Origin of the sequence: Achromobacter sp. DH1f, from assembly GCF_000633435.1 — a bacterium.
Taxonomy (GTDB): domain Bacteria; phylum Pseudomonadota; class Gammaproteobacteria; order Burkholderiales; family Burkholderiaceae_B; genus Achromobacter; species Achromobacter deleyi.
The window spans coordinates 26966-46743 of sequence record NZ_AYMF01000001.1; the positions used below are offsets into that span (position 1 = coordinate 26966).

The following is a 19778-nucleotide window of genomic DNA, read 5'->3' on the forward strand; positions in this document are numbered from 1 at the left end:
ATGGAAGCCTTGATCATTTCCAATTTCCTGCTGTGGGGCGTGGTGCTCTGCCTGCTGCTGGTCATTCTGGCGCTGTCGCGCCAGATCGGCGTGCTGTACGAGCGCGTGGCCCCGATGGGCGCGCTGACCATGGACAAGGGGCCCGCGGTCGGAGACGCCGCGCCGCGTTTCGAACTGCCTGACCTGCTGGGCCGTCGCCTGACCATCGGCGAACGCGGCCAGCACAGCCAGTTGCTGTTCTTTCTGTCGCCCACCTGCCCGGTGTGCAAGAAGCTCTTGCCCATCCTGAAGTCCGTGGCCGGCACCGAAAGCGCCTGGCTGCGCATCGTGCTGGCCAGCGACGGCGAAATGCCCGAGCACCTGGCTTTCTACCGGCAGGCAGGCCTTGAGCGCTTTCCGTATCTGCTGTCTACCGAGCTGGGCATGAAGTTCCAGATCAGCAAGCTGCCGTATGCCGTGCTGATCGACGAAACCGGCGTCATCCGCGCCAAGGGCCTGATCAATTCCCGCGAACAACTCGAAAGCCTGTTCACGGCCAAGGAACTGGGCGTGGCGTCGGTGCAGGAATTCCTGGCCGCCGGTTCGCTGGACGAGACCCGCATTTCCCGCAAGGAGAACAGCAATGCTCTGGTTGGATAAGCTTGGCGAGCGCGCGACGCGCTCGATGGCGCACGCCACGTCGCGGCGCAGCGTGCTGAACCGCATTGGCAAGGTGCTGGTGGGCACGGCGTTTCTGGTGCCCGTGCTGCCGGTGGCCCGTTCGGCGCCCGCAGCCGCCAAAAAGCCGCAAACGGACGAAACCGCCTGCGATTACTGGCGCTACTGCGCGGTGGACGGTTTCCTGTGTTCCTGCTGCGGCGGCAGCACGACGTCCTGCCCGCCAGGTACGTCGCCATCGGCCGTGTCGTGGGTGGGCACCTGCCACAACCCGATGGACGGCAAGGACTACCTCATCAGCTACAACGATTGCTGCGGCAAGACCGCCTGCGGCAAGTGCATGTGCGCGGCCGCCGAGCGCGAGCGGCCGGGCTACCAGATGTTCCTGCACAACGACGTCAACTGGTGCATGTCCAACGAGTCGTCCATCTTCCACTGCACCACCTCCGTGATCGTGGGGTTGGCCAAGAAGCAGCCATGATCAGGGCAGGCTCGGGTTCCGGCAGACGGCGGCGGCGCGGCAGGGGGGCCGCGCTGTCCGCCGCGGCCGCCATGGGGGCGCTGGCGGCTGCGGTGGCGCTGGCCGGTGAGGCGTCGACCTCTGACGTTCCCTACGCGGCTCCTTCCTCCGCCAAAACTTCCGTGGCGGGCCAGCCCGTCGCCGGAAAGCCCGTCGCCACCCCTTCCCCCGACTCCCCTGATGCGTTGCGGCAGGCTGCGCGTGCCGACTACGTGCTCAAGTGCGCCGGCTGTCATCGGGTCGATGGTCGGGGGAGCACGCCGCATGGCATTCCGGATTTTCGTAATTCCGTGGGGGCGTTCGTGCATCTGCCGGCGGGACGCGAATACCTGATTCGTGTGCCGGGGGCGGCCTACTCGCCCTTGAGCAACGCGGACCTGGCGGCGGTACTGAACTGGGTGCTGCTGACCTTCAGCCCTGCGCAGCTTCCCCCCGATTTCCAGCCCTATACCGAAGCCGAGGTGGCTGCCGTACGCCCAAACCGCTATCCCGATGTGGTGCCGGTACGCCACGGCCTGGCGCAGGAACTGGCCAAGCAGGGGTTCACTTTGTCTGATTATTCCTACGGCAGCGCCCGCAAACCCTGAGACTGCGCGGTTTTTAGGGGTTGTCACGGATACTCCACGTCCGGCGCTCGGTGATAGAAAGAAGCCAGCCATTTGTTCCTAGCCGCGCGCCGGAGTCTTCATGTCCCATCGCCTCGTACGCAGCGCGCCCCAGCAGTTCCGGGATTGCGCCAGCTGGAAAGACAACATCAGCAACACCTTCGTGCCGCTGGAAGTGTCCGCGGCCAATCCGCAGCGTTTCCGCAGCAGCGTGGCGGTCGATTCACTGGGCTGGATGCAGGTCTGTGAAATGCATACGGGGGCGCAACGGGTACGCCGCACCAAGTTGCTGGCCGACCGCGCCGAGGCATCCGGCTACAAGGTGACACTGCAACTGGCCGGGCGCAGCGAAATTCGCCAGGCTGCCCGCAGCGCCTTGCTGATGCCGGGCGATTGGGGCATCTACGACACCACCCGGCCCTACGAGGTCGATGTCGACGACGACGCGCATTTCCTGGTGATGCAGGTGCCGGGCAAGCAATCCGAAGCCTGGCAGCCGTTCATCCAGAATGCGGTGGCGCGCAGTTACAGCGCCCGCCACGGTTGCGGCCGCATGGCCATGGACCTGCTGCGGGTGGCCCTGAGCGAACACGCGCACCTGTCCGATAGCGCCGCGCGAGACGCCGCCAATGCGGTCATGCAGATGATGGGGCTGGATATCAGCGAACGCGCGGGCGGATTGGCCGAACAGGACCAGGCCGACATGCGCCAGGCGCAACTGCGCCGTGTGCAGCAATACCTGGTCGACAACCTGCACGACCCCGACCTGTCGCCGGCCAGCGCGGCCGTGGCCCTGCGCGTGTCACGCCGCTATCTGTACAACCTGTTCGCCCAGGCCGCTACGACGCCGGCCGATTTCATCCTCAGCGCCCGACTGGAACGCTCGCGCCATATGTTGGGCGACGCCACGCAAACGACGCGGCAGATCGGCGACATCGCTTTTCGCCACGGCTTTTCTGACGCCGCGCGCTTCAGCCACGCATTTCGCAATCGGTATGGGGTGTCGCCGTCGGAGTACCGGCGCGGACTTAAAGGTTTTCCTCGTTGATGAGGTCTTCCTTGCCGTAGAACTTCACGCCGATGTGAATGCGCTCGCGGCCCTGGGCACGGCGGTGGCGGTTGGTATCGCGCAGCGAATACACGCAGCCGCAGTATTCCTGCTGGTAGAAGTTCTCGCGCTTGCTGATTTCGATCATGCGGGACGACCCGCCACCCTTGCGCCAGTTGTAGGTCCAGTAGATCAGGTCGTCGTAGCGGGCAGCGGCGCGCTCGCCGCAGCCGTTGATCTGGTTCATGTCTTTCCAGCGCGAAATGCCGAGCGAGCTGGTGATGGTGTCAAAGCCGTGTTCGTGGGCGTACAGCGCGGTGCGTTCGAAGCGCATGTCGAAGCAGGCCGTGCAACGCTCGCCGCGTTCGGGGGCGTTTTCCATGCCCTTGACGCGATCGAACCAGTTGTCCATGTCGTAGTCGGCGTCGATGAACTCGATGCCGTGCTGCTCGGCGAAGCGGATGTTCTCCTGCTTGCGGATCTCGTACTCTTTGACCGGATGGATGTTCGGATTGTAGAAGTAGATCGCGTAGTCGATGCCGGACGCGGTCATGGCTTCCATGACCTCGCCAGAGCAGGGCGCACAGCACGAGTGCATCAGCACTTTGCCGCGGCCGGCGGGCAGGTCGAGTTTGGGGCGCACGAGTTCGGACATGATCTGACAGGCAAATAAGGCGGAAAACTCCTTATTTTACGATGAGTTGCCGCTTTTGCACGGGACGCCCCAAGCGGGCTGCCTGGCGCGTCCCTGATTGTTCAGCCGAACACTGCCTGCCAGAGCTCGCGCACCGCGGCGCGCTCGGCCTGTAACTGGTCGGGGGCGACCCGGGCCTTTTCCACGCCTTGCATGCGCAACTGGTGCTGGATGCGCCGCAATACTCGGTAGGCGTCGCCCGCGCGCGCCGCCAGGGCAGGGTCGATCAGGCCCGCCTCGCCGGCCAGGCGCAGCAGCGTGATGTTGCCCAGATTGCGCACCAGCACGGCGTGCGTGCCCGCATGGCACAGCACCAGATACTGGGTCACGAATTCCACATCGACCATGCCGCCGCTATCGTGCTTCAGGTCGAACTTGCCGCTGCTGTTCGGGTGGCCGGCGTTGATTTTTTCGCGCATGGCCAGCACTTCGTCGCGCAGCGCGGCCGCATCGCGCGGCATCACCAGGATGGCCTCGCGGATCTGCTCGAATCGCTCGCCGACGGCTGTGTCACCCGACGCGTAGCGGGCCCGGGTCAGTGCCTGGTGCTCCCAGGCCCAGGCGTGCTTCTGCTGATACTGCTCGAAGGCCTCGACGGACACGGCCAACAGGCCCGCATCGCCGTCCGGGCGCAGGCGCAGATCGATTTCGTACAGACGGCCCGATGAGGTCATCGTCGACAGCCACGACGTCATGCGTCGGCCCAGCTTGGCATAGACCTCGGATGCGTCTTCGCGCGGGTCGTCGTACAGGAACACCAGGTCCAGGTCCGACGAATACCCCAGTTCCTTGCCGCCCAGCTTGCCGTAGGCGATCACCGCGAAATGGGGCGTGGCGCCTGGCACCTTGTTGACCAGCGGCCAGGTGCGGTGGATGGTTTCGGTCAGCAGCAGGTCGGCCAGCGCCGACAACTGGTCGGCCAGTTTCTCGACCGTCAGTTCGCCTTCCAGGTCTTGCGCCAGCAGTTGGAAGCTGGCCTGGCGCTGCACGTCGCGCATCAGGTTCATCTGGCGTTCGATGTCCGGATCGCCGTCGGGCAGGCGGCAGGCGTCCAGGTCGGCGCGCAGTTGCCGGGCGATCTGGGCGAAGTCCAGCGGTTCGAACAGGGTGCGCCAGTCGATCAGGCTGTCCAGCAGCAGCGGATGCTGCGTCAGGTATTGGGCCGCCCAGGGGCTGGCGGCCACCATGCGGGCCACCCGCGCCAGGGTGTCGGGATACTCCGCCAGCAGGGCCAGATAGGCGCTGCGCTGGGCGATCTTTTCGATCAGGTCGAACAGGCGCACGGCCGCAGCCAGCGGAGCCGGCGTCTGGCGGGCGGCGCGCAGCGCGGCGGGCAGCAGGACTTCCATGCGGCGGCGGCTGCTTTCCGGCAGGCTGCGGATGCGATGGCTGCCCAGTAGGGTTTCGGTGCGGCGCAGCAGGTCGTCGGCTTCGTCGCCGAAGGCTTGGCGGATCTGCTCGGCCAGTTCGCATTCACTGTCGGGTTCGTCGGTCGCCGGGTCGCCTTGGGCATCGGGCGCATTGGCCGTGTCCTCGGTGTCCATGCCCACCATCCGGAATACGTTGCGGAAGGTCTGCGAGACGAATTGGCGGTGCGCGGCCAGGGTGGTTTCGAAATCTTCCGGGGTGTAGCCCAGCGCCGCGGCCAGTCCGGCGCGCAGCGTGGGGTCGCCGGGCAGCAGGTGGGTCTGCTCGTCTTCGCGGTACTGCAGCGCGTGTTCGGTGCGGCGCAGGAAACGGTAGGCCTCTTCCAGGCGGCGCGCGTCGTCTTCGGGCAGCAGGCCGGCGACGCATTCGGCGTGCAGCGCTTCCAGCAGACCCCGCTTTTGCAGCGCCGGCATGCGGCCGCCGCGGATCAGCTGGGCCAGTTGCACTACGAACTCGATCTCGCGGATGCCGCCATCGCCCAGCTTGATGTTGTTGGCGCTGTCGATGCCGTTGCGGGCCATGGCGCGCCGCTGCCAGTCCTGGCGGATGCGTTCGCGCAGGGCCCGCAGCGCGGCCAGCGCGTCGAAGTCGAAATACTTGCGGTACACGAAGGGCACGCGCAGGCTTTCCAGCTGCCTTGCCTGGGCCGCACTGTCGCTGCCTTCAAATGCCTGGGCCGGCATCAGCCGCGCCTTGAGCCAGGCGTAGCGTTCCCATTCGCGGCCCTGGCCGATCAGGTAGTGTTCCAGCGCGTCCAGGCTCCAGGCCAGGGGGCCGGCATCGCCGTCGGGGCGCAGGCGCAGGTCGGTGCGAAACACCTGGCCGTTCGCATCCACCTCGGACAGCACGGGCATCATGCGCCGGGTCAGGCGGCCGTAGAACTCGTGGTGGCTGATGCGGCGCGGGCCGTCGGTGTCGCCTTCCTCGCCATACAGCATGATCAGGTCGATGTCGGACGAGACATTGAGTTCGCAGCCGCCCAGCTTGCCCATACCCACGATCAGCATTTCCTGGGGTTGCCCGGTGGCCGGATCGCGCGGCACGCCATGCACGGCAGCCAGGTCGGCCGCCACGCTGCGGTAGGCGGCGGCCACCGCCATGTCGGCCAGGGTCGTCATTGCGCCTACCACTTCTTCAAGCGGCGCCTGGCCGGCCAGGTCGCGCACGATCAGCGTGCTGAACACGCGTTCCCGCAGTTTGCGCAGCACTTGGCGGCACAGGTCCACCGGCAGCACGGCCGGCGCGCCGGGGCCCGCCAGCTCCGCCTGCCACTGCGCCAGCCGCTCGGGGGTGACCGGCAGGCGCACGGCGTCTTCCAGCCAGGCGGCCAGGTCTGGATGGGCATCCAGACGGCGGCGCAGGTGGCCGGACCAGGCCAGGGCGGGGGCAAGCAGGGAGGGCGTGGACATGGGTATCAGGCGAGAGACGAATGGGCGCGTTTCAGGTATAAGTGGGGACGATACCGCAAGACATATTCTCCTGCCCACCGATCCGTGTCTGTTTCAAAAAAAGTGCTCTGCTGCCTGTTCTGGGCGGCGCTGACTATCTATAGCGTCGTGGCCGTCGGGCTCTTGGGCGTGCGCTATTGGGTCTTGCCGCGCGTGGACCAGTGGCGGCCCCAGATCGAAGCCTACGCCAGCCAGGCGTTGGGCGCACGCGTCTCGATCGGCGCCATCAAGGCGGATTGGCAAGGCCTGAACCCCCGGCTGGAACTGACCTCTGTCGCGGTGCATGACGGCGTCGCGGCGCCGGTGCTGACGCTGCCGTCGGTGTCCGCCGTGCTCGCCTGGCGCAGCATCCTGACCCTGTCGCCCAAGCTGGTGCGCCTGCGCGTCGAGCAGCCCGAACTGACCCTGCGCCGCGATACCGACAATCACCTGTGGGTGGCGGGCCAAAGCATCGACCTGAACGCCAGCGATCACCGTTCGGACCTGGATCACCCCGCGCTGCGCTGGTTGACCGCGCAACGCGAATTGCTCATCCGCGGCGCCACCATCCGCTGGCAGGACGAAATGCGTCAGGCCCCTGACCTGGTACTGAGCAATGTCGATTTCCTGGTGCGCAATGGCAGCCTGTCGCATCGTTTCGTGCTGCGCGCCGACGCCGATCCGGCGCTGGGCCGCAAGCTGGACCTGCGCGGCGAATTCAATCGCAGCCTGTTCGCGGGTGATGCGTCCAACCCGGCCAACTGGAGCGGTGAACTCTATGCCGCCCTGGAAGACGCCGAGCCGCAGGCCTGGGCGCCGTGGGCGCCGCCGCCTCCGATCAAGGGACGCATCAGCGGCCGGGCCTGGCTGCAGCTGGATCATGGCAAGTTCACCACGCTGACGGCGGACGTGGCGGGGCGCGGCCTCGGCTGGACCGCGGCCGCCGACGGGCCCGCCGTCCGCAGCGGCTATGCCCAGCTTCGCATCGAAGGCACGCCGGGCGACTTCATTGAAAACGCCAGCGTGCCGCTGGCGCGCAGCCCTGGCGCCGCGAATCTGTCGGTCAAGGGGCGCGTCGAACAATTGCGCGTGGCGCTGCCGGGCGTCTTCGAACAGCCCGAGCTGGTGGCCGACGAACTGGCATTGGACGCCCAGACCAAAGGCACCGATGCCAAGAACTGGTTCGTGGACGTCGGCCAATTGCGTATCGCCAACAGTGACCTGGATGTCCGCTTGCAAGGCCAATGGCGCAAAGAAGGCAAGAGCGGGGCGGGCAGCGTCGACATGCGCGGCACGCTGGTGCGGGGCAAGATGAACGCCATCCACCGCTATCTGCCGCTCGAGGTCAACGCCGACGCCCGCGAGTGGCTGGCCACCGGCTTGCCCGCCGGCCAGATGGAATCGGCCGCCATCACCCTCAAGGGGGACCTGGACGAGTTTCCCTTTGGGGCGCCGGGTTCGACGGGCGAATTCGTCATCGCGGGCGCCTATTCGGGCGCCAAGGTCGACTACGCGCCGGCACGCAGCCATCGCAAGGGCTGGCCGATGCTGGAAAACCTGTCCGGCAGCTTCCGGGTCGACAAGGTGGGCCTGGTGCTGGACAGCCCCGGCGGTGCGGTGGCCCACACCGGCCCGGACCAGACGGTGACGCTGGGCGCGGTGACTGCCAGCATTCCCGACATGGAGCACAACGCCCAGCTGACGGTCAATGGCGACACGACCGGCACGGTGCCCGCCTACCTGGCGCTGGCCGAAAACTCGCCTCTGGGCGGCCTGCTCGACGGGGCGCTGGACGAAGCCCGGGGCACCGGCAACTGGCGCATGCCGCTGAAGTTGAAGGTGCCGTTGATGAACACCGACGATACCCAGGTCGAAGGCAAGATCCAGTTCGCGGATAACACGTTCACTTTCATGCCCGAAATGCCCTTGCTCAGCCAGATGCATGGCGACCTGGAATTTTCGGAAAAAGGCGTGCATACCAAGGAAATCCGCGCGCAGTTCCTGGGTGGTCCGGTCAAGATATCGGGCAGCCTGTCCCAGCCCAAGGATGTCTTGCGCTTTGATGGCGTGCTGGCGGGATCGGGCCTGACGCAGATCAGCAATACGCCGTCGATGGCGCGGTTTTCGGGCAAGGCCGCCTATAAAGGCTCGGTGGGCTACCAGCGTGGCGGGTCGGTCGAACTGGCGATGGAAACCGATCTGGTCGGCATGGCGATCAACATGCCGGCGCCGGTGGGCAAGCCCGCTGCCACCGCGCAGACGCTCAAGCTGCAGTGGGGCGCCGCGCAGGATCGCGGCGCCAAGGGCCGCCGCTGGCTCACGGCCAGCCTGGGCGAGAACATCAATGCGCTGTTCGAGCGGGACCCAACGGATTCGTCGCCCTCGTATTTCGCCCGCGGCACGCTGGGCATCGGCCGTCCGGCCAGCCTGCCCGAACGTGGCCTGAGCCTGAGCGCCAGCCTGCCTGAACTGGACATGGACGGCTGGGAGGCCGTGTCCGACGGCTTCAGCCCGCCGCCCGTCAAGGGGCGTCCGGCCGCCCGTCCGCTGCTGCCGCAGCCCGAGCGGATCAGTCTTGCCACGGGGGTGCTGCGCACCAGCGGCTACACCCTGAACGACCTGACCCTGTACGCCACCCGTCCGGCCCCGGCGCAGTGGCGCGTAGACCTTGAATCGCGCCAGGCGGCCGGTTCGCTGTCGTGGCGCGAGGCCTCGGGCGCCATCGCCGGCCAGATCACGGCGCGCCTGAAGCACCTGGCGCTGGGCGGCGCGGATGACACCAATGAGGCCGACAAGGCCTTGTCGTCGGGGAGCGACCTGTCCGACATTCCGGCCATTGACCTGCAGGCCAAGGAATTCAAGCTGTATGGCAAGAACCTGGGCGAATTGCAGGTACTGGGGACCAATCTGGAACGGGGCCGCCAATGGCGCCTGGACAAACTGTCGATCACCAACGACGCCGCGACGCTGAATGCCACTGGCGCCTGGCGGCTCGAAGGACCGGATCGCGGGCTGACGGTCGATGCCACGGTCAAGTTCGAGAACGTCGGCAGCTTCATGGACCGCATCGGCTTCGAACATGTGGTGTCTGGCGGCACGGGCAGCGTCAAGGGCAAGGCCACCTGGCGCAATCTGCCCTGGACCCACAACATTGCCGACATCGTCGGTGATGCCGAGATCAGCCTGGACAAGGGCCGCTTCATGCACGTGAACTCGCGCACGGCCCGCTTGCTCGAATTGCTGTCGCTGCAATCCTTGCAGCGCCTGGCCCGACTGGACGTGAACCCCACCAGCCTGCTGCGCGACGGATTTCCGTTCGATACCGTGCGAGGCCAGGTCAAAATGGCCGACGGTTCGCTGACCACCGAGGGCTACAAGCTGAACGGCCCGGTGGCCGCCATCGTGCTGGCCGGCGGCGTCAACATCGTGCAAGAGCGCTGGAATCTGAAGGCGGTGGTCATTCCCAACCTGGACGCCAGCGGCGCGGCCATGGTGACGGCGCTGGCCGTCAACCCGCTGATCGGCCTGGGGGCATTCGTGACGCAGTGGCTGCTCAAGCAGCCGCTGGCGCGGGCGATGACCCTGGAATACGCCGTCACCGGCAGTTGGGACGATCCGCAGATCGATCCCATCGATGCCTCGGGCAAGCCGGCGCCCAAGCAGACGCCCAAGCCGCGCAGCCTGGAAGAGTTCATCGAACATTGATTGGGCGGCCCGCGCGAGGCCTGACATTGCGATACAGACCGTACAGACAGCAACGCGGCTCTGCCTATAAGCTGCGTCAGTCCCAATACTGATGGAGCTGACAAGATGCCCACGTCCCGTATCCGCATGGCAACGGCGGTTGCATTGATGAGCGTTTCCGCCTGGGCCCAGGCCCAGGGCCTGGTGCTGCCCACCATCCCCGAGGCCACGGATGCCATTGTCGACATGCTGGAGGGCACCGGGCTGTCCCGTCCGTCCAAGGTCAAGCTGGGCACCTGCGTGGCTGCCGAAGAAGCCACCCACCCGGGGCAGGTGGCGTGCACGGTGGCGGTGACGATGGGGGCCGCGGTCAACGAAAACCAGATGGACTTCTACAAGCAGGGCAAGAAGTGGAAGGCCCAGCCCAGTTCGTCCCAGGACAAGCTGCCATTCCCCGATCCCAAATTGCAGTGATCGCTGGCCCAAAGACTGACCGAAACGCCACCCCATAAAGCATTTGGCGAGGACCGCCTTGGGGCTGTCCTCGCCAAATCGATAACCGTCGCGAAAGGCCGGCTTACTTCTTCTTCATCATGTCGAAGAATTCGGCGTTGGTCTTGGTCGCACGCATCTTGTCCAGGATGAATTCCATGGACTGGACTTCGTCCATGTCGTGGATGAACTTGCGCAGCACCCAGACCTTTTGCAGCAGGTCCGGAGCGATCAGCAGTTCTTCGCGGCGGGTGCCCGACTTGTTCAGGTTGATCGACGGGTAGACACGCTTTTCAGCCAGGCGACGTTCAAGGTGGACTTCGGAGTTGCCCGTGCCCTTGAATTCTTCGTAGATGACTTCGTCCATGCGGCTGCCGGTTTCGATCAGCGCGGTGCCCAGGATGGTCAGCGAACCGCCTTCCTCGAGGTTGCGCGCCGCACCGAAGAAGCGCTTGGGGCGCTGCAGGGCATTGGCGTCCACGCCGCCGGTCAGCACCTTGCCGGAAGCCGGCACGACGGTGTTGTAGGCGCGGGCCAGGCGGGTGATCGAGTCCAGCAGGATCACCACGTCTTTCTTCATTTCGACCAGGCGCTTGGCCTTTTCGATGACCATTTCCGCAACCTGCACGTGGCGGGTGGCGGGTTCGTCAAAGGTCGAGGCCACCACTTCGCCGCGCACGGTGCGCTGCATTTCGGTCACTTCTTCCGGGCGCTCGTCCACCAGCAGGACGATCATCACGGCATCGGGGTAGTTGGTGGTGATGGCGTGCGCAATGTGCTGCATCATCACCGTCTTGCCCGACTTGGGGCTGGCGACGATCAGGCCGCGCTGGCCCATGCCGATGGGGGCGAAGACATCAAGAATGCGGCCCGTGAGGTTCTCTTCGCTCTTGATGTCGCGTTCCAGACGCATGGTCCGGTTCGGGTGCAGCGGCGTCAGGTTCTCGAACATGATGCGATGCTTGATCGCCTCAGGCGCCACGCCGTTGACCTTGTCCACCTTGACCAGGGCGAAATAGCGCTCGCCATCCTTGGGCGTGCGCACTTCACCTTCGATCGAGTCGCCGGTGTGCAGGTTGAAACGGCGAATCTGGGACGGAGAGATGTAGATGTCGTCCGTGCTGGCCAGATACGAGGTCTCGGGCGAGCGCAGGAAACCGAAGCCGTCGGGCAGGACTTCAAGCACGCCGTCGCCAAAGATCTGCTCGCCTTGCTTGGCGCGCCGTTTCATGATGGCGAACATCAGCTCCTGCTTGCGCAGGCGGTTGGCGTTCTCGATTTCCAGGCCAGCGGCCATTTCCAGCAGCTGCGAGACATGCAGCGCCTTCAGTTCGTTGAGGTGCATCGCGGTGAGTGGTGGGGGAAAAGTAAAGGAGGGTTCTGGCGGCGCGCCACGGACGGGCTCGCGCGGTATTGAATGAGCGCCGCCACCAGGGCGGCGCCTTCGTTCACAGCACGCAGTTTACAACGCGCCGTCCAGGAATGCGGTGAGTTGCGACTTCGACAGCGCGCCAACCTTGGTGGCGGCAGCCTGGCCGTCTTTAAAGAGCATAAGGGTGGGAATGCCACGGATGCCGTACTTGGAGGCGGTGCCCTGGTTTTCGTCCACGTTCAGCTTCGCGATCGTCAGGCGACCTGCGTACTCGGTGGCAACTTCTTCCAGGATCGGGGCAATCATCTTGCAGGGGCCACACCAGGCAGCCCAGTAGTCCACCAGCACCGGCTGGCCGGATTTCAACACATCGGCATCGAAGCTCGCGTCACTGACGTTCTTGATTTGGTCGCTCATGATGGTGATTCTCGGTTCGGCAGCAAAAGGCGCGTAAAAAGGGACGCGCCTTGCCGTTGTTCTTGTTTGTGGAATGGATTAAAGCATACCACTGTCAATAACGACAGTCATACCACTGTTTATAACAACAGGGTTTGCCGCTTTTGTGTAGGATGTTGCGGCGCAGTTGTCGTGATCGGAGTGGTTGAACCCGGCTACGCTCGCTGTGTCTATCGTCATCCTACCGAATTCGGAGCTGGTCAGGTCGTGCGCATTCCACCCGGAGCCGCGCAGAATCTGGGCTTATCCGTAAAATGTCGGTTTTTTTCCACAGATGTTGGGGATAACTTGGCCACTCCACGTTACAACGAGGCGTCCATCCGCGTCCTGAAGGGGCTGGAGCCCGTGCGCCAGCGCCCGGGCATGTACACCCGCACCGAAAACCCCCTGCACGTCGTGCAGGAGGTCATTGATAACGCCGCAGACGAAGCCCTGGCTGGCTACGGCAAACAGATACAGGTCACGCTGCATATCGACGGCAGCATTTCCGTCGAAGACGACGGCCGCGGCATTCCCGTCGGCCTGCACCCCGAAGAACACGCGCCCGTCGTGGAACTGGTGTTCACCCGCCTGCACGCGGGCGGCAAGTTCGACAAGGCCGGCGGCGGCGCCTACGCCTTTTCCGGCGGCCTGCATGGTGTCGGCGTGTCCGTCACCAACGCCCTGGCGACCCGCCTGGAAGTCGTGGTCTGGCGCGACGGGGCGGTCAACCGCCTGGTCTTCAAGGGCGGTGACGTCGCCGAACCCCTGGCCCCCTACGATCAGGGCGGCCGCAAGAAGTCGGGCACCCGCGTGCGGGTCTGGCCTGACGCGAAGTATTTCGACAGCCCCAATATTCCGTTGGGCGAATTGACCCACCTGCTGCGCAGCAAGGCCGTGCTGCTGCCGGGCGTGAAGGTGCTGCTGGTCAACGAAAAGACCGGCGACACCAAGACCTGGCAATACCAGGACGGCCTGCGCGGCTACCTGGCCGAAGCGCTGTCCGGCGCCGAACTGATGGTGCCGTTCTTCGAAGGCGAGCAATACGCCGGCGCCGACCACGAGAACTTCGCCGAAGGCGAGGGCGCCCAGTGGGTCGTGGCCTGGACCGAAGACAGCAATGCCGTGCGCGAGTCGTACGTCAACCTGATCCCCACGCCGGCCGGCGGTACGCACGAATCCGGCCTGCGCGAAGGCCTGTTCGGCGCGGTCAAGGGCTTTGCCGAACTGCACAGCCTGCTGCCCAAGGGCGTCAAGCTGCTGCCCGAAGACGTGTTCGCCCGCGCGAGCTTCGTGTTGTCGGCCAAGGTGCTCGACCCGCAATTCCAGGGCCAGATCAAAGAACGCCTGAACAGCCGCGACGCGGTTCGCCTGGTGGGCGGCTTTTCCAAGAGCGCGCTCGACCTCTGGCTGCACAGCAATGTGGAATACGGCAAGAAGCTGGCCGAATTGGCCATTCGCCAGGCGCAGGCGCGCCAGCGTTCGGCGCAAAAGGTCGAAAAGCGCAAGAGCTCCGGCGTGGCCGTGCTGCCGGGCAAGCTGACCGACTGTGAGTCCAGCGACGCCAGCCGCACCGAAGTCTTCCTGGTCGAGGGCGATTCGGCCGGCGGGTCCGCCAAGATGGGCCGCGACAAGGAATTCCAGGCCATCCTGCCGCTGCGCGGCAAGGTGCTCAATTCCTGGGAAGTCGACCGCGACCGCCTGTTCGCCAACAACGAAATCCATGACATTTCCGTCGCCATCGGCGTGGACCCCCACGGGCCCAACGATTCCCCGGACCTGTCTGGCCTGCGCTACGGCCGTATCTGCATCCTGTCGGACGCCGACGTCGACGGTTCGCATATCCAGGTGCTGCTCCTGACGCTGTTCTACAAGCACTTTCCCAAGTTGGTCGAAGCCGGCAACGTGTTCGTGGCCAAGCCGCCGCTGTTCCGCCTGGATGTGCCGGCGCAGGGCAAGCGCCCGGCGCGCAAGATCTACTGCCTGGACGAAGGCGAGCTCGAAGCCGCGCAGGACAAGCTGCGCAAGGAAGGCTCGCGCGAGGGCGCCTGGGCGGTCAGCCGCTTCAAGGGCCTGGGCGAAATGAACCCCGAGCAGCTCTGGGAAACCACGATGAACCCGGACACGCGCCGGCTGTTGCCGGTGGGCTATGGCGACCAGACTCCCGAAGACACCACCCGCATGTTCGACATGCTGATGGGCAAGGGTGAATCGTCGCAGCGCCGTGCCTGGATCGAAGAGAAGGGCAACCTGGCGGAGCTCGACATCTGATGACGCTGGCCCCGTTGCCACCCGCGTCCATGGCGGTCGATCTCACGGCCGACGACTACGCCGATTTCTCGGCGTACGTCTACAAGCGGCCGGCGCTGCGGCGCCGCCGCTACCGGTCGCACCTGCGCTTTGCCGTGCTGATGATCGTAGTGTTGTTCGCGTACCTGGCCTGGCAGACCTGGGGCGGCAATGGGCCCAACTGGGGCCTGATGCTGCCCGTGTACTTCGAGGGCCTGGCCGTGGGCCTGGGCATTCTGGCGCTGCTGGCGCTGGCCTACGAGTTCGTGCTGCCGGGGCTGGTGCGCATGAACACGCGCCGCATGCTGGCCAAGCGGCCCGACGGCCTGTTCCTGGGCCGCCATCAACTGGTCTTCGGGCCAGGCGGCATCGAGGACACCGTCGCCGGCGCGTCCGGGCAGCTCGCCTGGGGCGATGTGCGCCGGGTCGAGGAAACGCCGCAGCATCTCTACGTCATCCTGGGCACCCTGCAGGGCGTGATCATCCCCAAGCGCGGACAAGACGCCGCGACGCTGGATGCCGTGCGCGCCCAGTTGCGCGAGCACGTGGCCGATATCCAACTGCTGGACGCCGCGCGTCCCCAATGACGCCGTTTCAATGAATTTGTCTACCTGAAACCATCATGACCGACAGCAATCAACACGGTTTGTTCGACGCCGCGCCCGAAGAGGGCGGCGATGCCGCCATCACCCTGGCGCGCTATGCCGAACAGGCCTATCTGGACTACGCAGTATCCGTGGTGCGGGGCCGGGCCCTGCCGGACGTGGGCGACGGGCAAAAGCCCGTGCAGCGCCGCATTCTGTACGCGATGCAGGCCATGGGCCTGGCTGCAGGCGCCAAGCCCGTGAAGTCCGCGCGCGTCGTGGGCGACGTGCTGGGCAAGTATCACCCCCACGGCGACCAGGCGGCCTACGACGCCATGGTGCGCATGGCGCAGGATTTTTCCCTGCGCTATCCGCTGATCGACGGCCAGGGCAACTTCGGTTCGCGCGATGGCGATAACGCCGCCGCGATGCGTTACACCGAAGCGCGCCTGACGCCCATCGCCAAGCTGCTGCTGGACGAACTGGACGAAGGCACGGTCGACTTCGTGCCCAACTACGACGGCAGCCAGCAAGAACCCCAGATGCTGCCGGCGCGCCTGCCCGTCATGCTGCTCAACGGCGCATCGGGTATCGCGGTCGGCATGGCCACCGAGATTCCGCCGCACAACTTGCGCGAAGTCGCCCAGGCCTGCGTGGCGCTGATCAAGCATCCGCAACTGCCGGACGCCGAGCTGTACGGCATGATCCCGGGCCCCGATTTCGCCGGGGGCGGCCAGATCATCACCCCCGCCGCCGACATCGCCCAGATCTACGCGGGCGGGCGCGGTTCGCTGAAAGTGCGGGCCCGCTGGACGTTCGAGGAAATGGCGCGCGGCCAGTGGCAGTTGGTGGTCACCGAACTGCCCCCGGGCACGTCAGGCCAGAAGGTGCTCGAGGAAATCGAGGAAATCACCAACCCCAAGGTCAAGAGCGGCAAGAAGAGCCTGACCCCCGAGCAATCCCAGGCCAAGGCCGTGATGCTGAACCTGCTGGACGCCGTGCGCGACGAATCCGGCAAGGATGCCGCGGTGCGCCTGGTGTTCGAACCCAAGACCTCGCGCGTCGATCGCGACGAATTCGTCAATACCCTGCTGGCCCAGACCAGCATGGAAAGCAGCGCCTCGGTCAACCTGGTCTGCATCGGCACCGACGGCCGTCCGCGCCAGAAGGGCCTGCGCGACGTCCTGGTCGAATGGCTGGCATTCCGCACCAATACCGTCGTGCGCCGCACGCGCTTCCGCCTGGACAAGGTCATTGACCGCATCCATGTGCTGGAAGGCCGCATGGTGGTCTACCTGAACGTCGAAGAAGTCATCCAGACCATTCGCGAATCCGACGAGCCGCGCGCGGCCCTGATGGAACGCTTCAAGCTGTCCGAGCGCCAGGCCGAAGACATCCTGGAAATGCGCTTGCGCCAGTTGGCGCGCCTGGAAGGCTTCAAGATCGAGAAAGAGCTCGAAGAAAAGCGCAAGGACCAGGTCGGTCTGCAAGAGCTGCTGGACAACCCCAACACCCTCAAGCGCCTGCTCATCAAGGAAATCGAGGCCGACGCCAAGCAGTATGGCGACGACCGCCGCACCCTGATCGAAACGGCCGAACGCGCCGTGCTCGAAACCAAGGTGCTGGACGAGCCCGTTACCGTGGTGGTGTCGCAAAAGGGTTGGCTGCGCGCCCGCCAGGGCCACGGCCACGACAAGTCGCAATTCGCCTTCAAGCAGGGCGACGACATGTACGGCGCCTTCGAATGCCGTACCACCGACACGCTGATCGCCATGGGCGACAACGGCCGGGTCTATTCGGTGCCGGTAGCCAGCCTGCCGTCGGCGCGCGGCGACGGCCAGCCGGTCACCACCATGATCGACCTGGAAAGCGGTTCGCGCATCGTGCACACCATCGCGGCGGCGCCCGACAGCCGCTGGCTGCTGGCCACGCGAGGCGGCTATGGCTTCTCGGCCAAGCTGTCGGACATGATCAGCCGCCAACGCGCCGGCAAGCAGTTCATCACGCTGGAAGCGGGCGATGAACTGCTGCACCCCGTGCCGCTGTTCGATGGCGCCAAGCAACTGGCTTTGCTGTCGCAGAAGGGCAAGTTCCTGGTGTTCGGGCTGGACGAGGTCAAGGCGCTGTCCGGCGGCGGCCGCGGCACTATCCTGATGGGCCTGGATGGCGCGGACAAGCTCGCTCAGACCGTGCCGATCGGTGCGCTGGGCCTGCGCGCCGCGGGCATCTACCGCAACAAGCACACCGAGGACATCCTGGTCGGCGACGCGTTGGCCATCTATGTCGGCAAGCGTGCACGCAAGGGCCGGGCGCTGGACGTGCGGCCCAAGCAGCCGTTGCTGTCGCCCGTGCTGGGTTGATCGCGGCGGGATGCACGGCATCCATGAAGGCGGCGCCTGCGGGCGCCGCTTTTTTATGGGCGCGGTGGGAGCTTCTTGCCCAGGCTTGCCCGCAGGGCAGGCTTGACCTCGGGAAGGGCCATGATATTTAATAGATAGATCAATCAGTCTATTAATAAAATCCTGACTACCCGCACCGCATCGCCTCTCTCCTCATGCGAAAAATAGATCCCGCCAGGCAGCACGAGCGTCGCCGCCAGATACTGGCCGCCGCGGCCGAGTGTTTCGCCGAACATGGCTTTCACGCCACGTCCACCGCGCAGATCTGCGCGCGCGCGGGCATGAGCCCGGGCAATCTGTTCCACTACTACGCCAGCAAGGCCGAGATCATCGAAGCCCTGATCGCATCGGACACCGAGGCGCTGCGCGAACGCCAGCAAGGTGCAGACGCCGAGCCCGATGCGCGCGCGGCCCTGACCCGCTGGGTCGGCCACAACCTGGCGCAGTACCAGGACCCCGCCTTCGTGCGTCTGGGCATGGAGGTGCTGGCCGAAGCAGTGCGCAATCCGCGGGTTCACGCCCTGGTCATGGCCAACGAAGCCGAACGCAAGGCGGCGCTGACGGCGCTGCTGACGGCCGTGTGGCGCCCGCTGCCGCCCGACGCGCTGCCGCGGCCCGTCGCCGAAATGGCCGACCTGCTGCTGTTGCTGCTCGATGGCATCTACAGCCGGTCGGTCGTCGACCCCCGATTCGATGCGGCTGCGGGCGGCCGGTTGCTCGATGGCGCGTTGCAAGGGTGCCTGCCGCCGTTGCCGGGGGGCCACGGCAAAACGGGCAAAGGCACGACGGGAGAGGGCGCATGAGTACGCCTGTGCAAGCGCCGCAGATGGTGCCACAAACGGCCGACACGGGACTGTCGGGGCGGCAGGGCGGCGCGCAAGCCGCACCCCAACGCCTGGCGCACGTCGATGCGCTGCGCGGTTTCGCGCTCTTCGGCATCCTGGTGGTCAATATCGGCGTGTTCGCCTCACCCTTCTACGCCAGCGGGATTCCCCATCCCGACTTCTCGCGGCCGCAGGACCACGTGGTGGGCTGGCTGGTCGCGTGGTTGTTCGAGACCAAGTTCTACCTGCTGTTCTCGTTCCTGTTCGGGTACAGCTTCACGTTGCAGATGGCCGCGGCCGAACGCAGCGGGGCCGCCTTCGCGCCGCGTTTTTTCAGGCGGCTGCTGGGGCTGGCGGCGCTGGGCCTGGCGCATGCCGTGCTGTTCTATCAGGGCGACATCCTGCTGACCTATGCGCTGCTGGGGTTGGTGTTGATGGCCTGCCGCGGCATGGCGCCGGGCCGCGCGTTGCAGCGGGCGCTGTGGCTGATCGGGCTGGTATCGCTGGCCTGGGCGGCGCTGGGCGCCTTGAGCCTGCTGGACCCGGTCGGCACCGCGACGTTCAGCCGCGCCGCGGCCAAGGTGTCCGCCGCCGACGCCCTGGCGGCGATGGAGGCCTATCGCGGGACGGTCATGACCACCATCGCCCGGCATTGGCAAGAACTGACCTCGGTCACCTGGGCCACCATCGTGCTGGTGCAGGGACCGTTCGTGTTCGCGATGTTCCTGGTGGGCTACGCCCTGGGACGCAGGCAGGCGTTGGCCGACCCGTGGCGCGAGCCGCGCGTGCTATGGCTGCTCTGCGCGCTGGGCGCATTGCCGGGGCTGGCGGGGTCCGCGTTCTACGCGACCACCGCCCTGGATACGGCGCGGGTGTGGGAAACGCTGGGCCTGGCCGCTGACCTGTTCACCGCGCCGCTTCTGAGCATGTCGTACGCCGCGGCCTTGCTGCTGGCCATGCGCACGCGCCCTGGCGCCTGCCTGGCCCGCGGGCTGGCGCCGGCCGGCCGCATGGCCCTGACCAACTACCTGATGCAATCGGTGGTGTGTGCGTGGCTGTTCACGGCGTGGGGGCTGCGGCTGTCCGGCAGCGTGTCGCCGGGCATGACGCTGCTGATCGCCACGATGCTGTTCGCGGCGCAGTTGCCCTTGTCGGCATGGTGGCTGCGCCGCCACGCCTACGGCCCGGTCGAATGGTTCTTGCGCGCGCTGACCATTGGCGCGTGGCCGGCCTGGCGCCGCTTGCCCGCGGAGCGGGGCGGCTAGGCCGGCCTTTGGGGCGCGGCCCGGGTCCGAGCCGGACAGGGCCGCCGCACTGGCA

General features: G+C 66.0%; 15 protein-coding genes. 11 read left to right on the forward strand and 4 right to left on the reverse strand.

The genetic code is table 11. The features are described from left to right. The 4 genes from mauD (at window position 1) to U858_RS0100140 (ending at window position 2830) form a co-directional block, all read left to right on the forward strand. The gene (mauD, locus tag U858_RS0100125) at window positions 1-639 is read left to right on the forward strand and encodes a methylamine dehydrogenase accessory protein MauD (RefSeq protein ID WP_025135171.1); all 639 of its coding nucleotides are present in this window, start codon (window positions 1-3) and stop codon (window positions 637-639) included. Beyond that, entirely contained in the window at window positions 623-1138 is a 516-nt protein-coding gene (locus tag U858_RS0100130) for a methylamine dehydrogenase light chain (RefSeq protein WP_025135172.1), read from the forward strand. Before mauD ends, U858_RS0100130 begins: the two co-directional genes overlap by 17 nt. Further along, window positions 1135-1764: a cytochrome c gene (locus U858_RS33505; RefSeq protein WP_232786458.1), complete on the forward strand. Its 630-nt coding sequence runs from the start codon at window positions 1135-1137 to the stop codon at window positions 1762-1764. The genes U858_RS0100130 and U858_RS33505 overlap by 4 nt, the downstream gene beginning before the upstream one ends. A 100-nt stretch (window positions 1765-1864) precedes the next feature. Further along, window positions 1865-2830 carry a helix-turn-helix domain-containing protein gene (locus U858_RS0100140; RefSeq protein WP_025135174.1) on the forward strand — a complete coding sequence of 322 codons (966 nt, stop codon included), beginning with the start codon at window positions 1865-1867 and terminating at the stop codon, window positions 2828-2830. Here the strand turns inward: U858_RS0100140 and U858_RS0100145 are convergent. Both U858_RS0100145 and glnE read right to left on the reverse strand, forming a co-directional pair. Next, complete coding sequence (locus tag U858_RS0100145; protein ID WP_025135175.1) at window positions 2811-3485, reverse strand: epoxyqueuosine reductase QueH; 675 nt, start codon at window positions 3483-3485, stop codon at window positions 2811-2813. The genes U858_RS0100140 and U858_RS0100145 overlap by 20 nt on opposite strands. Before the next feature lie 101 nt (window positions 3486-3586). Then, window positions 3587-6361 (reverse strand): bifunctional [glutamate--ammonia ligase]-adenylyl-L-tyrosine phosphorylase/[glutamate--ammonia-ligase] adenylyltransferase, encoded by a 2775-nt coding sequence (gene glnE, locus U858_RS0100150; protein ID WP_025135176.1) that lies wholly within the window; start codon window positions 6359-6361, stop codon window positions 3587-3589. Window positions 6362-6445: 84 nt separating this feature from the next. On the opposite strand from glnE, the gene U858_RS0100155 reads away from it, so the two are divergent. Together U858_RS0100155 and U858_RS0100160 are read left to right on the forward strand one after the other, a co-directional pair. Continuing rightward, window positions 6446-10084 (forward strand): YhdP family protein, encoded by a 3639-nt coding sequence (locus tag U858_RS0100155; RefSeq protein ID WP_042884034.1) that lies wholly within the window; start codon window positions 6446-6448, stop codon window positions 10082-10084. A gap of 105 nt (window positions 10085-10189) precedes the next feature. Continuing rightward, the gene (locus tag U858_RS0100160; RefSeq protein WP_029953364.1) at window positions 10190-10537 is read left to right on the forward strand and encodes a hypothetical protein; all 348 of its coding nucleotides are present in this window, start codon (window positions 10190-10192) and stop codon (window positions 10535-10537) included. 103 nt (window positions 10538-10640) lie between these two features. Here U858_RS0100160 and rho read toward each other — a convergent pair whose 3' ends face one another. Further along, window positions 10641-11900, reverse strand: coding sequence for a transcription termination factor Rho (gene rho / locus U858_RS0100165; protein ID WP_006218533.1), 1260 nt, complete (start codon window positions 11898-11900; stop codon window positions 10641-10643). A gap of 117 nt (window positions 11901-12017) precedes the next feature. After that, on the reverse strand, window positions 12018-12344 hold the full coding sequence (gene trxA, locus U858_RS0100170) for a thioredoxin TrxA (protein ID WP_025135179.1): 327 nt from the start codon (window positions 12342-12344) through the stop codon (window positions 12018-12020). Window positions 12345-12671: 327 nt separating this feature from the next. On the opposite strand from trxA, the gene U858_RS0100175 reads away from it, so the two are divergent. The 5 genes from U858_RS0100175 to U858_RS0100195 all read left to right on the forward strand — a co-directional run bounded on the left by U858_RS0100175 (window position 12672) and on the right by U858_RS0100195 (window position 19723). After that, the gene (locus tag U858_RS0100175; RefSeq protein ID WP_025135180.1) at window positions 12672-14633 is read left to right on the forward strand and encodes a DNA topoisomerase IV subunit B; all 1962 of its coding nucleotides are present in this window, start codon (window positions 12672-12674) and stop codon (window positions 14631-14633) included. Next, window positions 14633-15238, forward strand: a complete 606-nt coding sequence (locus tag U858_RS0100180) for a YcxB family protein (RefSeq protein ID WP_025135181.1) — start codon at window positions 14633-14635, stop codon at window positions 15236-15238. The genes U858_RS0100175 and U858_RS0100180 overlap by 1 nt, the downstream gene beginning before the upstream one ends. A gap of 35 nt (window positions 15239-15273) precedes the next feature. Beyond that, on the forward strand, window positions 15274-17595 hold the full coding sequence (gene parC, locus U858_RS0100185; protein WP_025135182.1) for a DNA topoisomerase IV subunit A: 2322 nt from the start codon (window positions 15274-15276) through the stop codon (window positions 17593-17595). Window positions 17596-17789: 194 nt separating this feature from the next. Further along, window positions 17790-18437 carry a TetR/AcrR family transcriptional regulator gene (locus U858_RS0100190; RefSeq protein ID WP_025135183.1) on the forward strand — a complete coding sequence of 216 codons (648 nt, stop codon included), beginning with the start codon at window positions 17790-17792 and terminating at the stop codon, window positions 18435-18437. 23 nt (window positions 18438-18460) lie between these two features. Beyond that, window positions 18461-19723, forward strand: coding sequence for a DUF418 domain-containing protein (locus tag U858_RS0100195; RefSeq protein ID WP_051593508.1), 1263 nt, complete (start codon window positions 18461-18463; stop codon window positions 19721-19723). Window positions 19724-19778 lie beyond the last annotated feature (55 nt).